Source organism: Polaribacter sp. HA6-7, from assembly GCF_055693625.1.
The window spans coordinates 224,929-239,394 of sequence record NZ_CM146338.1; the positions used below are offsets into that span (position 1 = coordinate 224,929).

At 28.7% G+C, this 14,466-nt stretch carries 11 protein-coding genes and 3 pseudogenes; 8 read left to right on the plus strand and 6 right to left on the minus strand.

All coding sequences use genetic code 11. The annotated features are described in order from the left end of the window. Window positions 1-170: 170 nt before the first annotated feature. The 4 genes and pseudogenes from ACZ1HD_RS01285 to ACZ1HD_RS01300 all read left to right on the plus strand — a co-directional run bounded on the left by ACZ1HD_RS01285 (window position 171) and on the right by ACZ1HD_RS01300 (window position 3,026). Window positions 171-970 (plus strand): annotated as a pseudogene (locus ACZ1HD_RS01285) (HesA/MoeB/ThiF family protein). Further along, window positions 952-1,248 (plus strand): rhodanese-like domain-containing protein, encoded by a 297-nt coding sequence (locus ACZ1HD_RS01290; RefSeq protein ID WP_472688416.1) that lies wholly within the window; start codon window positions 952-954, stop codon window positions 1,246-1,248. Before ACZ1HD_RS01285 ends, ACZ1HD_RS01290 begins: the two are co-directional and overlap by 19 nt. A gap of 9 nt (window positions 1,249-1,257) precedes the next feature. After that, complete coding sequence (locus tag ACZ1HD_RS01295; protein ID WP_472688417.1) at window positions 1,258-1,455, plus strand: hypothetical protein; 198 nt, start codon at window positions 1,258-1,260, stop codon at window positions 1,453-1,455. Between the two features lie 788 nt (window positions 1,456-2,243). Then, entirely contained in the window at window positions 2,244-3,026 is a 783-nt protein-coding gene (locus ACZ1HD_RS01300; protein WP_472688418.1) for a MutS-related protein, read from the plus strand. A gap of 37 nt (window positions 3,027-3,063) precedes the next feature. Here ACZ1HD_RS01300 and ACZ1HD_RS01305 read toward each other — a convergent pair whose 3' ends face one another. The 5 genes and pseudogenes from ACZ1HD_RS01305 to mutY form a co-directional block, all read right to left on the minus strand. Further along, entirely contained in the window at window positions 3,064-4,512 is a 1,449-nt protein-coding gene (locus tag ACZ1HD_RS01305) for a hypothetical protein (protein WP_472688419.1), read from the minus strand. Window positions 4,513-4,753: 241 nt separating this feature from the next. Continuing rightward, window positions 4,754-5,305 carry a gliding motility lipoprotein GldD gene (gene gldD, locus ACZ1HD_RS01310; protein ID WP_340931520.1) on the minus strand — a complete coding sequence of 184 codons (552 nt, stop codon included), beginning with the start codon at window positions 5,303-5,305 and terminating at the stop codon, window positions 4,754-4,756. After that, window positions 5,298-6,626 (minus strand): gliding motility-associated protein GldE, encoded by a 1,329-nt coding sequence (gene gldE / locus ACZ1HD_RS01315; RefSeq protein WP_472688420.1) that lies wholly within the window; start codon window positions 6,624-6,626, stop codon window positions 5,298-5,300. Before gldE ends, gldD begins: the two co-directional genes overlap by 8 nt. A gap of 23 nt (window positions 6,627-6,649) precedes the next feature. Next, complete coding sequence (locus tag ACZ1HD_RS01320; protein WP_472688421.1) at window positions 6,650-7,075, minus strand: single-stranded DNA-binding protein; 426 nt, start codon at window positions 7,073-7,075, stop codon at window positions 6,650-6,652. A 41-nt stretch (window positions 7,076-7,116) separates the two neighbouring features. Then, window positions 7,117-8,157, minus strand: a pseudogene (mutY, locus tag ACZ1HD_RS01325) (A/G-specific adenine glycosylase). A 141-nt stretch (window positions 8,158-8,298) separates the two neighbouring features. On the opposite strand from mutY, the gene ACZ1HD_RS01330 reads away from it, so the two are divergent. Together ACZ1HD_RS01330 and ACZ1HD_RS01335 are read left to right on the plus strand one after the other, a co-directional pair. Then, window positions 8,299-8,589, plus strand: coding sequence for an HU family DNA-binding protein (locus ACZ1HD_RS01330; protein ID WP_077810882.1), 291 nt, complete (start codon window positions 8,299-8,301; stop codon window positions 8,587-8,589). A 328-nt stretch (window positions 8,590-8,917) separates the two neighbouring features. After that, window positions 8,918-10,447, plus strand: a complete 1,530-nt coding sequence (locus ACZ1HD_RS01335; RefSeq protein ID WP_472688422.1) for an Rne/Rng family ribonuclease — start codon at window positions 8,918-8,920, stop codon at window positions 10,445-10,447. Window positions 10,448-10,535: 88 nt separating this feature from the next. Here the strand turns inward: ACZ1HD_RS01335 and ACZ1HD_RS01340 are convergent. Beyond that, a pseudogene (locus ACZ1HD_RS01340) lies at window positions 10,536-11,590 on the minus strand (endonuclease/exonuclease/phosphatase family protein). Between the two features lie 89 nt (window positions 11,591-11,679). Between ACZ1HD_RS01340 and ACZ1HD_RS01345 the strand changes: the two are divergent. Together ACZ1HD_RS01345 and ACZ1HD_RS01350 are read left to right on the plus strand one after the other, a co-directional pair. Further along, window positions 11,680-12,507: a carboxypeptidase-like regulatory domain-containing protein gene (locus tag ACZ1HD_RS01345; RefSeq protein ID WP_472688423.1), complete on the plus strand. Its 828-nt coding sequence runs from the start codon at window positions 11,680-11,682 to the stop codon at window positions 12,505-12,507. Further along, complete coding sequence (locus ACZ1HD_RS01350) at window positions 12,474-14,459, plus strand: TonB-dependent receptor (RefSeq protein WP_472688424.1); 1,986 nt, start codon at window positions 12,474-12,476, stop codon at window positions 14,457-14,459. The genes ACZ1HD_RS01345 and ACZ1HD_RS01350 overlap by 34 nt, the downstream gene beginning before the upstream one ends. The last annotated feature ends 7 nt before the right edge of the window (window positions 14,460-14,466 follow it).

Genomic DNA, 14,466 nt, shown 5'->3' on the forward strand with positions numbered 1-14,466 from the left:
AGCCAAAAGCATATCCATTATTATTACAATATTTGGCGCAAGGATATTCTTGTCCTAGAAAAATGTTAATTAATTCTGATGTTGAAATTGTAGAAATTGATGATGATTTCATTAGAAATGTAAATACACCAGAAGAATATAGAGCAGCTAAAGAAGAGATTAGTTCATAAATGAAAATAGAGAAAAATCAACTTTTTAAACGTCAAATTACTTTAGCAGAAATTGGTGAAATTGGGCAAGAAAAATTGCAAAAAGCTTCTGTTTTAGTAGTTGGTTGCGGTGGTTTAGGAAGTCCGATTGCGGTGTATTTAGCATCAAGCGGAATTGGAAAAATGCATTTAATTGATTTTGACACCGTTGATGTTACAAATTTACATCGTCAAGTTTTTTATAGTTTAGAAGATTTAGGAAAATCAAAAGCAGCAGTTTTATCAGAATTTATAAAAAAAGAGCGCCATTTACAGAGGTAAGTTTTACAAACAAACCAATTACAAAAAATAACGTTTTAGAACTGATAGAAAACGTAGATGTTGTTATTGATGGTACAGATTCTTTACCTACCAAATATTTAATAAACGATGCTTGTGTAATTAAAAGTAAGCCTTTGGTTTATGGTTCTTTATATAAGTTTGATGGTTATGTGGCTACGTTTAATGTACAGCAAAAAGACGGTAGTTGTTCTGCCAATTTAAGAGATGCTTTTCCTAAAATGGCAACAGATATACCTAATTGTGAAGAAGCAGGTACCTTAAATGCTATTGTTGGTATTATTGCGATTGCACAAGTTAATGAGGTTTTAAAATTGATAACTGGCATAGGAAATCCGTTAATAAATGAATTGTTAATTTACAATTCGTTGCAAAACACACAATTAAAAATGAAGCTAAAAACATCAGTTTTAAAAGATAAAATCACGAAACTATTTAAGGTTCAAACGTATGTTGATGCCGCTTGTTACGGCGTAATTTAGATTGGCAAATAACATCAGAACAATTAAAAAATAGATTGGGCGATGAGAATTTAGAAATTATTGCAGTTTTAAATAATCTAAAATTACCGTTTAAAGTGCAGCAAACGATTCATATTAATAAATTTAAAGCATCAGAAATTAAGGTTGATAAAAATAAAACGTATGTTATGGTTTGTCAGCGTGGTTTAAACAGTTATAGAGCTACTAAAAGATTAAAAAAAGAGTATCCAGATTTAGAAGTTTTAAGTTTAACTGGCGGAATTTCTTCTTACAAATAAATATTTTTAATGAGTAAAGTACTAGATTTTTATACAAATACAAAAAAGGAATTAGAAAACGAAGCAGCTAGTTTAAAAAGAAAATCTATCAACTTAAGTGTTTTTAGATTTACTGTTTTTATAGGAACTTGCCTTTTAATATATCTAACTTTGGGCGCTTATCCGAGATGTTTTTATTGTTGGGTTTTTAGGTGCAGTTTTATTTAGCTTTTTAGTAGTTAAACACATAGACTTACAACGAAAAAGAGCAATTATAAATGCTAAAATAGCTATAAATAAAGATGAAATTAGTGTAGCGAATGGGGAGTTTTTTCATTTAGAAACAGGTGAGGAATTTATAAATCCTACACATTTTTATAGTAACGACATCGATTTGTTTGGTAAAGGTTCTTTTTTCAGAATATAAACAGAACCAAAACAATAGATGGTAAACGTTTTTTAGCAAAGTTATTATCAGAAAATGTAACAACTTTTATAGAAAGTAAACAGAAAGCAATTAAAGAATTGTCTGAAAAAGCTATTTGGAGACAGAATTTTGCTGCTTTGGCAAGTTTAGTTTCTGTTAAAACAAATTCAAATTTTATAGTATCGTGGTTTTCTAATTATAAAAGTGTATTTCCTAAGGTTTTATCGAAAGTTCAGGTAGTATTTTCTTTGATTTCTATAGCACTTATTGGTTTAATTTCATTCGGATTTTTACCCTTTTCTTATTTAATATTTTGGTTTTTTATAGGTCTTTTTATAACAGGTAGGTTTTTAAAAAAACTAGTAATTTATATTCTGAAACCGATAAAGTTAGAGAAACCTTTAAGCAATATCATGTTTTATTAAATGAGATAGAAAATGAAAAATTTGATTCAGAAATATTAGTAGAAAAACAAACGATTATTAATTCTGAATCAAAAAAAGCATCAAAAATATTTAAAGAATTTGCAAGAATTTTAGATACGTTCGATCAAAGAAATAATATTTTAATTGCTGTTGTAGGTAACGGTTTGTTTTTAACTGAAATTTACAATGCATGCAAAGTAGAAAAATGGATTTCTAACTATAAACATGTTGTTGAAAAATGGTTTGAAGTGGTTGCTTTTTTTGATGCTAAAAATTCTTTAGCCAATTTTACTTTTAACAAACCTAACTTTGTTTTTCCAAAAATAGTTTCTCATCAGAATGTAATCGATGGTGAAAATTTAGGGCATCCTTTGTTAAATGCTTCAAAAAGGGTTGACAATGATTTTTCAATAAAAAAAGAAGCATTTTTTATTGTTACTGGTGCAAATATGGCTGGTAAAAGTACTTTTTTAAGAACTGTTTCTTTAAGTATTGTTATGGCAAATTGTGGTTTACCTGTTTGTGCTAAAAGTTATAAATATGCACCAATTAAGCTTATTACTAGTATGCGTACCACAGATTCTTTAACAGAAGATGAGTCTTATTTTTATTCTGAATTAAAGCGATTAAAATTTATAGTAGATCAAATTGAAAACGAAGATTATTTTATCATTTTAGACGAAATTTTAAAAGGAACGAATAGTAAAGACAAGGCAATTGGATCTAAAAAGTTTGTAGAAAAATTATCGAAATCTAAATCTACAGGAATAATTGCAACGCATGATGTAAGTTTATGCGCATTAGAAAATGAATTTAAAGATATAAAAAACTATTACTTTGATGCAGAAATAGTAAATAATGAGTTGCATTTTGATTATACTTTAAAAGACGGAATATGTAAAAATATGAATGCCTCTTTCTTGTTGCAAAAAATGGAAGTAATTTAAAAAAAGGTAGCTTAATTAAGCTACCTTTTTTTCGTTTTTAAATACTGTTTTTTGTGATTTCTACTTTCCAGATTTTGTTAGATGCTTGCGATTTATTTGCACCATAAGTTCCTGGATTCGATTCAAAAGCTTCTATTCCGCCAAATATATAGCCAACTTTAATTGTTTTTTTATCCGAAGAAAAACTCTTTGCAACGTCTATAATTTCATCAGAATATTTACTGTAAGTTATTTCTCTATTAGGAAACATAATTGCTTCTGCGCCATAAAATGGAGCCGAATTTTCATCTTGGTCTGTAAAAACATTATAGTCAAGCGTTTTTGGAGTGCTTTTTAAGGGTAAACTGCTAATATCCATAGAAATCTGAACACTAGAATTTGTAAATCCGGATAAATGATGTTTCGGAGCGCGTTTGCCATCACCAATTCCGCCAATTAAAAAAGACTGTAAATAATTGTTATTGGTATCAAATAAAACTACACTCGGACAAGAATAAACATTAAAGTTTTTTTGATTGTAAGTAGTATCGTATGTGTATAATTTACTGTTATTATTTGCCCAATTAGGATGCACATAAATTGCATCATTCCATGCTTCTAAAGTTTCTCCTGGTTTAAAAACTCCGGCATAAATAGCAATGCTTTTTTCTATTGAATTACTATCAGGATTTTTATATAGTGATGGTAAAATTGGTCCGTCTCTTCTTCTAAAAACTGAAATATTATCTGAAGCATTACTTGTTGGATCACTAATATCTGATATTGGTTCTTTTACCTTAACGTCTAAAGTAGCTACGTTTTCACTATTATTAGTTAAAGTGAAAGGATAAACTGCATCTACATATTTTTGACCTTCAGAAAATTTTGGTGCACTATTTCCAAAACTATGACCTAAAGAAAGGTATAGAACATCATCGAGAATATACAATTCGCCACCTGTACTAACTAATGTATCATTTTTACCAACTCTTAGTAAATCTGCCCACTCATTTTCGCTTAATGTTTTTTCTTTTACTAGTTTTATTAGATTACTAACATTTATTTTGGCAACATGATTGTAGGTTGTAAAACCTTTTTTAAGATCAGAAAAATCTGCAGGTCCATAACCGCCAAGTGTGTATAAGTAATTTCCATCTTGTTTAACCAAGGCATTTGAGTTTTTAAAGATGGTTGAGTTTTCTTTTACTGTTTGTAATAATTGATAAAGTGGATTTGATTGTGCAGGAACACCATCTCTAATTGTGTTGTATTTGTTTTCAATTACAGAAATGAAATCTGTAAGTGTTAAACTACCAGAAACTTCATCTTTTGCTGGATTATAAACATAAATAACATCGTTGTAAGAAGATTTTGTAAAAGAAGAACCAGCATAGTTTCCGTTTAAATTATGAATTCCGCCGTTTAAAGAATCTAAAGAATTTGTTCTACCTGCAAACAAAAGCCACTCTTTACGATCTAAAGATTCGGCATGTGTAAAAGATTGCAATGCAGGTGCATTTGTGTTTTTTGCTTGCGTAATTTTTAAAACATATTACGGAAAAACAGTATTAGAAACTTTTTCTTTGCAAGAATTGAATAAGAAAATCAGTAATAAAGCACCAAAAATTTTTGATAAATTAATTTTCATGATAGATAAGTTTGGTTAGTTTGTCAAATAACCGAAAAAATCTATTAGAAAATTAGCGTTGTTATAGCTGTTTTATAAATTAGGTAAATTTACTTGAAATTTAATTTTGCCACTCTAAAGTTTCTATTAAGTGTAAAATATCTTCTTTTACATAATCTACTGCAGGCAAAATAGAATCATAGTTTGGTTTTGCGTAAAAATATAAAGAACCTTTTAAGAAGTTTTTTGTACTATCTGTAACATGAAACTGTATGTTAGAAGCAGCATTACCAGTAATTTCGTACATGCTACCGTATACTTTTTTTGTGTCGTTTAAAAAGTCTTTAGGTATAATTTGTTCTGCTTTTGTAGTGTGCTTAAAGACTAGTTTTTCTGCTTCTGTTAATAGTTCTTGTATGTTATTATTAACAGGTCTATATGTGATGTCTATTGATGCTTTTAACTTCGGATATTTAATAGTTATCCAATTGTTTTTTTCGTTAATTATTTTAGCGTGTTTTAAAACGTTAAAGGTATATGGTCTTTTAAGATCTAAAGTTTTATACTCTTTTTTTGGGTATTTTAGACTAAGATAAGCTTTAGGTTTTGGCAACACATCTTCTTTACAAGAAAGAAAAGTTGTTATAAAAAGTAATAATAAAATATTACGCATTTCTTGTAGCTTTTACTTGTTTAATTCTTTTTTTATCGAGCGCTTCTATGGTAAACGTATAATTTTTAAAAATTATTTTTTCTCCTTTTTTAGGAAACTTGCGCGAAATCTCTAAAATAAAACCAGCCAAGGTTTCACTTTCTCCTTTCTCTTCTTCAAAAATTTCTTCGTCTTCATCATCTAAAACTTTGCAAAAATCTTTTATAGAAGTTTTGCCTTCGAAAATGTAATTATTATCGTCTATTTTAGAATATGATAAATCATCATCATCAAATTCATCATTAATATCGCCAACAATTTCTTCTATAACATCTTCTAAAGTTACTAAACCACTTGTGCCACCGTACTCATCTACAACAATGGCTAAATGATTTTTCTTTGCTCTAAAATCGCTAAGTAAATCGTCTAACTTTTTATTTTCCGGCACAAAAAAAGGTTCTCTTAGTAGATTTTGCCATTTAAATGATTTCTTATTTAAATGTGCTAGCAAGTCTTTAGCGTATAAAACACCAATAATATTGTCTATACTTTCTTTATAAACAGGGTTTCTAGAATAACCATTTACCAAAATCTTATTTAAAACTTCTTCGTAAGACTCATCATCAGAAATTGCAAAAATATCGATTCTTGGTTTCATTATCTGAACCGTTTCTGTATTACCAAAGTTTACAATTCCTTCTAAAATCTTTTGTTCGTCTTTACTAGTTGCACCTTGTGATGTTAATTCTAAAGCCTGCGAAAGTGTTTCTACAGAAAAATTACTTGCTTTGCTACCAAATTTTTTCTCTACCCATTTTGTAATAGCAATTAAAGGCATACTAAAAGGTGTAAGTAAAAAGCTAACAGACTTAATAAATTTAGACATTTTCCTAGAAAAGCCTAAAGCATTTCTAGATGCATAAACTTTTGGTAAAACTTCACCAAAAAGTAAAATTAAAAAGGTTACTAAAATAATTTCTAGTAAAAAACGAATAGAAACTGTAAATAAGTAAAGGTTTAAAGTAAAGTTAAAACTGCCAAAAAGTGTTTCTGCTAAAGAAGCAAACAATAAAACAATTAAAATATTTATAAAATTATTGGTTATTAAAATTGTTGCTAATAACTTTCTTGGTTTTTCTAATAATGTAACTACTATGTTTTCTTCTTTACCATTATTAGAAAGTTCGTTTAAATCTGTTTGAGAAAGTGAAAAAAATGCAATTTCAGAGCCCGAAATTAAAGCAGAACTAATAAGTAATGCAATTAAAGCAATGCTATTTAAAGTTGTAAAAAGGTCTATTGATGCTAAAAATATAAATATATGATTGGGATCTGGATCCAAAATTATGTGTTATTAATTAGTAATTAAAATGGTAAATCGTCATTTTCTTCTTCTTGAGCAATTGGCTTAGGTGTATTTTGTTGTGCAGCCATTGTGTTGCTTTCTGAATTTTTCTTAGATGATAACATCGTCATTTCAGAAACAAGAACCTCTGTAGAGTAGCGTTTTACGCCATCTTGTTCCCATTGCCTGTTTTTAAGTTTTCCTTCTACATAAACCTTATCTCCTTTAGATAAGTATTTTTCGCAAATTTCTGCTAACTTATTTCTTACAACAATATTATGCCAATCTGTATTGGTTACTTTTTCTCCGGTTTGTTTATTTGTATAACTTTCTGATGTTGCAATAGGAAAGCGACCAACACTATTTTTGTCATCAAAATAATGCATTTTAACATCGTCACCTAAATTACCAATAAGTATAACTTTATTTATTGTACCTGCTGCCATAATAATATTGTTTAACTAATCAAATGTACTAAAAATATCAATTACTTTTTAACGTCGAATACCTCTAAAAAATTAGCAATTAATATAGGTACAGGAAAATCTTGAATATTTTGCCAAAGTGTGGTTGCGTTTTTATGTTTGTTGGTTTCTACAATCCGAATTGTGTATATAAATGCTGATGAGAAAGTTTATGTACAATTTCTTTTTGATTAAATAATGATATCGTGGTTTCGTCAGGAAAAAGATTTTTAAAATCATCAGTAGCTATTAAATCTTCTTTATTTAGGTTTTTATTACTTTCAATTAAAGGAAATTGATACAAACCTTGCCAAATACCTTTGCCTTTTCTTTCTTCGATAATTGTTTTGTTGTCTTGGGTTTTAATAACTATAAAGTTAAAAAACCTTTTTTAATTTTAATTTTCTTCTCTTTAACAGGTAGTTCTTTAGTAAGTTTTTTTCTAAAGCGATACAACTGTCTGCTAAAGGGCAAGAATCACATAACGGATTTTGAGGTTTGCAGTGCAACGCACCAAAATCCATTATTGCTTGGTTAAAAGTACCTGGTTGCTTTGTGTCTATTAAAGATTGTGCTAAAATTTTAAATTCTTTAATTCCTTTTGTTGAATTTATTGGTGTATTAATGCCGTAATATCTAGAAAGTACTCTATAAACATTACCATCTACAACCGCTGCGGGTTCATTAAAGCAAATAGAAGCAATTGCAGATGCTGTATAATCTCCAATTCCTTTTAGTTTTATGATCTCTTTATAAGTAGAAGGAAATTCGCCGTTTAATTCATTTGCAATAACTTTTGCAGAATAATGTAAATTTCTTGCTCTAGAGTAATAACCCAAACCTTGCCACATTTTTAAAACGGTACTTTCGTCTGCATTTGCAAGATCAAAAACTGTTGGAAAACTGCTTGTAAATTTCATATAATAAGACAAACCTTGCGCAACTCTTGTTTGCTGTAGCATGATTTCGCTTAGCCAAATAAAATATGGATTCTTAGTTTTGCGCCAAGGCAATTCTCTGTTGTTTTGTAAGTACCAGTATATTAATGTGTTATAAAATTTCATGAATAAAAAATAGATTTGCAATATTACATTTTAAAATTCACATAAATTTAAGTCTTTATCTTTTTGGAATTGATTAATTATCATATATTTGCATCCGCATTTTTGAAAGTAAATTAATAAAAATATAGTAAAAATAGAGACATGACGAAAGCAGATATCGTATCGAAAATTTCAGATAAATCAGGAATTGAAAAAACAGATGTTTTGGCAACTGTGGAAGCATTTATGACTGAAGTTAAAGGTGCATTAGAAAATGGCGATAACGTTTATTTAAGAGGTTTTGGTAGCTTTATTATCAAAACAAGAGCAGAAAAGACTGGTAGAAATATTTCTAAGAATACAACTATTAAGATTCCTGCACATAATATACCAGCTTTTAAACCAGCTAAAACTTTTACAGAAGGAGTTAAAAGTAAAGTAGTAGTAAAATAACAAAATACTAATCTAAACCTAAATAAAAAAAGGTTTATAAAACAACAGACATTATGCCAAGTGGTAAAAAAAGAAAGAGAGCTAAGATCTCTACGCACAAAAGAAAGAAAAGAGCTAGAGCAAATAGACACAAGAAAAAGTAAGCGAATGCTTACTTTTTCGTTTATTATTTAGACGAAAAAAACAATCAACCAAACAAACAAAAAGTTCATTGACATTAGAAAATTTATTAGCTGTGTAAGGCTGTAAATTTTCTCACGGTATTAAAAATACCTTACAATATTAATCCATCTGCACAATTAAGTGCAGTGTTAAAACCAAATTCAGCATGAAAACAGAATTAATAATTCGTTCGAATTCATCTGATATTGATTTTGCCTTATTAAGAGATGGAAAACTTATTGAATTAAATAATGAAACAACTGGGAATAAATTTTCTGTTGGCGATATTTTTTTAGCCAAAATAGGAAAAGTATTAACAGGTTTAAATGCCTCTTTTGTAAATGTAGGTTACCCAAAAGATGGGTTTTTACATTATCATGATTTAGGAGCGCAAGTAAACTCATTAAATGCATTCATTAAGAAAGTAAGCACAGGTAAGTATAAAGAGTTCACTCTAAAAAACTTCCGATTTGAGGAAGACATTAACAAAGACGGTAGTATTAATGATGTACTTAAAACAGGGCAAAACCTGTTAGTACAAATTGTAAAAGAACCAATTTCTACAAAAGGACCAAGATTAAGTTCTGAGTTGTCTATAGCAGGTAGGTTTTTGGTGTTAGTTCCTTTTTCTAACAGAGTTTCTGTATCACAAAAAATAGCAGACCCAAAAGAAAAAGAACGATTAAAAAGATTAGCAAAAAGCATTAAACCAAAAGGGTTTGGTGTTATTTTAAGAACTGTTGCCGAAGGTAAAAAAGTAGCAGAACTAGACAAAGATTTGCAAAACTCATTAGATCGCTGGAAAAGAATGTGTAAAAGTATAGCAAATACAAACACACCAACTAAAATCTTAAGCGAGTTAAACAGAGCATCTTCTATATTAAGAGATGTTATGAATGAAACTTTTACAAGTATTGTTACAAATGATGAAACTCTAAAAGTAGAAATTAAAGAATATCTACAAGAAATTTATCGAGAAAAAGAAAAAATAGTGAAGTTACACAGATCGGAAACTCCTATTTTCGAAAAATATGGAATAGAAAGACAAATAAAAACATCGTTTGGTAAAACAGTTTCTATGAGTAAAGGTGCCTATTTAGTTATAGAGCACACAGAAGCATTACATGTTATTGATGTAAATAGCGGAAACCGTTCTAATAAAGCTGGCTCTCAAGAAGATACTGCATTAGAAGTAAATTTAATTTCTGCAACAGAAATTGCCCGTCAATTGCAATTGCGAGATATGGGCGGAATTATAGTTGTTGATTTTATAGATATGCATAAAGCTGAAAACAGAAACAAACTGTACCAGCACTTGAAAGAGCAAATGGCTTTAGATAGAACAAAACACAAAATATTACCTCCAAGTAAATTTGGATTGGTACAAATTACTAGACAAAGGGTAAGACCAGAGTTAAGTATAAAAACTACCGAAGCCAACCCAAACAAAAACGGAGATGTAGAAGCGCCAATTGTCTTATTAGACAAGATAGAAGCAGATTTAGAAAAGTTTATTTCTAATCCAAAGAATAAAAAGATTCAATTACACTTGCATCCTTTTATTGCTGCCTATTTATTAAAAGGCGTAAATTCTATACGTTTTAAATGGTATTTAAAACATAAAAAGTGGATTACTATTATACCTAGAGATGCTTACACATACTTACACTATAAATTTAAATCTCCTAGAGATTAATTAATAGCTGTAAAAGGCAATAATTTATTATCAAAAAAAACCCGAAACTTCTTTAGTTTCGGGTTTTTCTGTTTTAAAACAATAAATTTTAGTTTTTTTCTTTTATCAAATACATGTAAACAGGATAATGGTCAGAATATCCGCCAGTATAAGATCCGTTAGAAAAACTTCGAAACGGATATCCTTTAAACTTTCCTTTTTTATGACTTAAAAATTGCTTGTTAAAAATCATAGCTTTAAACATTTTATAACTAGAAAAATCTTTTTTGCCCTTGTTTAAAAGAGTAGATGAAATTAGAATCATATCAAAAAGATTTAACTTATCTCTATAAGCCAAAGTATTAAAGCCTCTTCGATATAAATCTTCATACGGATTATAAATGTCTTTTTCTAGCACATTCTTTTTTCTACTTTTAGTTTTAAGAACGTTTTTGAAACTAGAATTTATTGGGTCATCATTAAAATCGCCCATAGTTAAAATCTTAGCATTTTCATTTTCAGATCTTATTTTTTCGATAATTTTTAAATTCTGATACGCTGCTTTTTCTCTTAAAGGTCTGCTTTTAGATTCTCCGCCTCTTCTAGATGGCCAATGATTTACAATAACATGTATTAGCTCGTCATCTAAATAACCCGAAACTAGTAACTGATCTCTAGTAAAATCTTCTTGTTTTCTTTGTAAATATTTGGGTTGAATGATTCATGATAAATGGGTTTAAAATATCTTTTTTGATATAATAACGCTACATCAATACCTCTTTTATCTGGAGAATCGTAATGCACAATACCATAGTTTTTATCTTTTAAATGTTTCGAATTAATTAAATCTTCTAAAACATTTAAATTTTCTATTTCAGAAACACCAATTATTGCCGGACTTGTATTTGATTTTTCGAAACCAATTTTTGAAATTGTGCTCGAAAGTTTGTCTATTTTATCCCAATAAACCTTAGATCGATTAAATTTTAATTCCATTATGGGGCTAGCTTCATCATTTAAAGAAACATCATTAATCGTGTCAAATAAATTTTCTAAGTTGTAAAAAGCAATAGTTCTTATAGCATATTTTTTGCTGTTTTTCTGAGAAAAAGAATTAGAAGTACAAAGAATAAAGAGTAAGAAAAGACATAAATAATTTCGCATTTTTTTAAGCAAATCTATAAAACATTTAGATTCAAATAAAAGAAAAATAGAATTTAGTATTCTTTTTTAGAAAAAAAACTCTAAATTTAGTGCGCTATAAAACTGAAAAAGAAAACTTTATGATTAGAACTATTATTTTAATAGTTGTATTTCTATTGTGCTATACTAAAATTTTTACTCAAAATATTTTAGAAGGAATTGTGATGAGTCACCATTCTAAAGAGCCTTTAGAAAATGTTTCAATAAAAATTGAAAAATTAAATATTGAAACTAAAACTACAGAAAATGGAGTATTTATACTAAAAAATATTCCCAAAGGAAAACATCTTTTGCAAATCTCTTTTTTGGGTTACGAGACTCAAAATTTCCCCATTGATTTAAATACTACTAACATCAATCTTGGTGAAATTATACTTTATAAGTTAGATATAGAACAAGAAGACTTAAGTATTATTACAATTACAGATGACGAGTTAAATGATGATGCTAATTCTGCAGATAATATAGCGGGTTTGTTGCAATCTTCTAGAGATGTTTTTTTAAGAACTGCTGCATTTGAGTTTAGTTCATCTTTTTTTAGAGTTCGTGGTTTAGATTACGGTAACGGAAAAGTTCTAATAAACGGAATAGAAATGAATAAGATTTATGACGGAAGAGCTCAATGGAGCAATTGGGGCGGATTGAATGATGTGCTAAGAAATCAAGAGTTTACCAACGGTTTAACCGCTTCTAATTTTACTTTTGGCGGAATTTTAGGCGCAACTAATATAGATGCTAGGGCGTCTTTACAAAGACCCGGCAGTAGAGTTTCATATTCATCTTCTAATAGAAGTTATGTACATAGATTAATGGCAACTTACAGCTACGGGATTTCAAAAAAAGGTTGGTCTTTTACTTTTTCGGAAGTAGAAGATTAGGTAAAGAAGGGTTTAATGAGGGTACTTCTTACAATGCGTATTCAGCTTTTGCATCCATAGAAAAAAAATTTAATGAAGTACATAGTTTAAACTTTACAGGAATTTTTACACCAAATAGAAGAGGTAAATCCTCACCAAATACACAAGAAGTTTTTGATTTAAAAGGTATTGCATACAACGAATATTGGGGTTTTTTAAATGGTAATAAATTGAATGCGAGAATTAAAGAAGTTGCAGAACCTATTTTAATGCTGAATCATTTTTGGACTATTTCTGAAAAAGCGTCTTTACAAACAAATATTTCTTATCAATTTGGTAATATAGGAAACAGCAGAATCGATTTTAATGGTGGTGCAAACCCGAGTCCGTCTTATTATCAAAAATTACCAAGTTATTTTTTACGAACCAATAATTTGGCAGAAGCATATACTGCTCAAGAAAATTTTTTAGATGACGGCCAAATAAATTGGAGAACTATTTTTGATGCAAATGTAACTACAGCAAACACCTACTCTAATAGTGCTTTTGTTCTATATGAAGATAGAAATGATGACAAATTAATTACGTTAAATAGTATTTATAATTTAGAAATAAATGATAATTTTTCCATCAACTCTAAGTTAGAATATAAACAGTTAAAATCTGAAAACTTTGCAGAAGTAATAGATTTGTTAGGCGGAAATGGTTATTTAGATGTAAATAATTTTGCAGCTTCTAAAGCTCAAATGCAAAACGATTTACAAAATCCTGATAGAATTGTTGGTGTAGGAGAAAAATTTAAATACAATTTCAACTTAAACTCAACAGTTATAAATGCTTTTTTACAAGCACAGTTTAAATATAATAAGTTAGATTTTTTTGCTGCATTAAAAATTTCTAATTCTGCTAGTTATAGAGAAGGGCTTTATAAAAACGGAAGATTTGAAAACAATTCTTTAGGCAATTCAGAAAAACTAAATTTTACGAATTATGGTTTTAAATCCGGCGCTACTTATAAAATAAACGGTCGAAATATAATCAATGCTAATTTTGGTTACTTAACTCAAGCACCAACATTAAGAAATTCTTTTTCCAATTCTAGAGAAAATAACAATTTAGTTGATGATTTACAAAGTGAAAAAATTTTAACTACAGATATAAGTTATATTAGAAGGAGTCCTGTAATTACAGCAAGATTAACAGGTTATTATACAAGCATAAAAGACGCTACAGAAATTTCGTTCTATTTTGCAGATGGTTTAGGTGGTGATAACACAGCTTTTGTACAAGAAATTTTATCAGGAATAGAAAAAAGACAATTAGGTTTAGAATTAGGATTAGAAGCACAAATTACAGCGACTTTAAAATTAAAAGGAGCAGCCTCTGTGGGTAGTTTTGTTTACAATAATAATCCAGATTTATATTTAACATCAGATATTTCTAATACTGGTATTTTCGATGAAAACGGAAGATCTAAAAATTACACATCAAATCTTAAAAATTATAAAATTGCAGCTGGCCCACATAACGCCTATTCTATAGGCTTCGAATATAGAGATCCAGATTATTGGTGGGTTGGTGCCACAACCAATTTCTTTTCAAATACATATGTAGACATTGCTCCGTTAACAAGAACAAGCAATTTTTATACAGATTCGGATGGTTTAAGTTTTTCTAATTATAACACAGAAATTGCTAGAGAATTATTAAAACAAGAAAAATTTGATAGTTATAAAGTTGTAAATATTGTTGGTGGTAAATCTTATAAAATTAAAAAATACTACATAAGTGTATTTGCTACCATTAATAACTTATTAAATAAAGAATATAAATCTGGCGGTTTTGAACAAGGTAGAAATGCAAACTACAACGAATTAAAAGCAGACAAAAGTTTGGCAAAACCGGTGTTTGGTAATAAATATTGGTACGGTAGAGGTACAACTTACTTTTTAAACCTAAACATCAGCTTCTAAAAATATT

Bases quoted from the DNA above. Each gene is read 5' to 3' on its own strand.
- ACZ1HD_RS01295 (WP_472688417.1), top strand. From the start codon at position 1,258: ATGAGTAAAGTACTAGATTTTTATACAAATACAAAAAAGGAATTAGAA.
- gldD (WP_340931520.1), bottom strand. From the start codon at position 5,305: ATGCGTAATATTTTATTATTACTTTTTATAACAACTTTTCTTTCTTGT.
- ACZ1HD_RS01320 (WP_472688421.1), bottom strand. From the start codon at position 7,075: ATGGCAGCAGGTACAATAAATAAAGTTATACTTATTGGTAATTTAGGT.
- ACZ1HD_RS01330 (WP_077810882.1), top strand. From the start codon at position 8,299: ATGACGAAAGCAGATATCGTATCGAAAATTTCAGATAAATCAGGAATT.
- ACZ1HD_RS01335 (WP_472688422.1), top strand. From the start codon at position 8,918: ATGAAAACAGAATTAATAATTCGTTCGAATTCATCTGATATTGATTTT.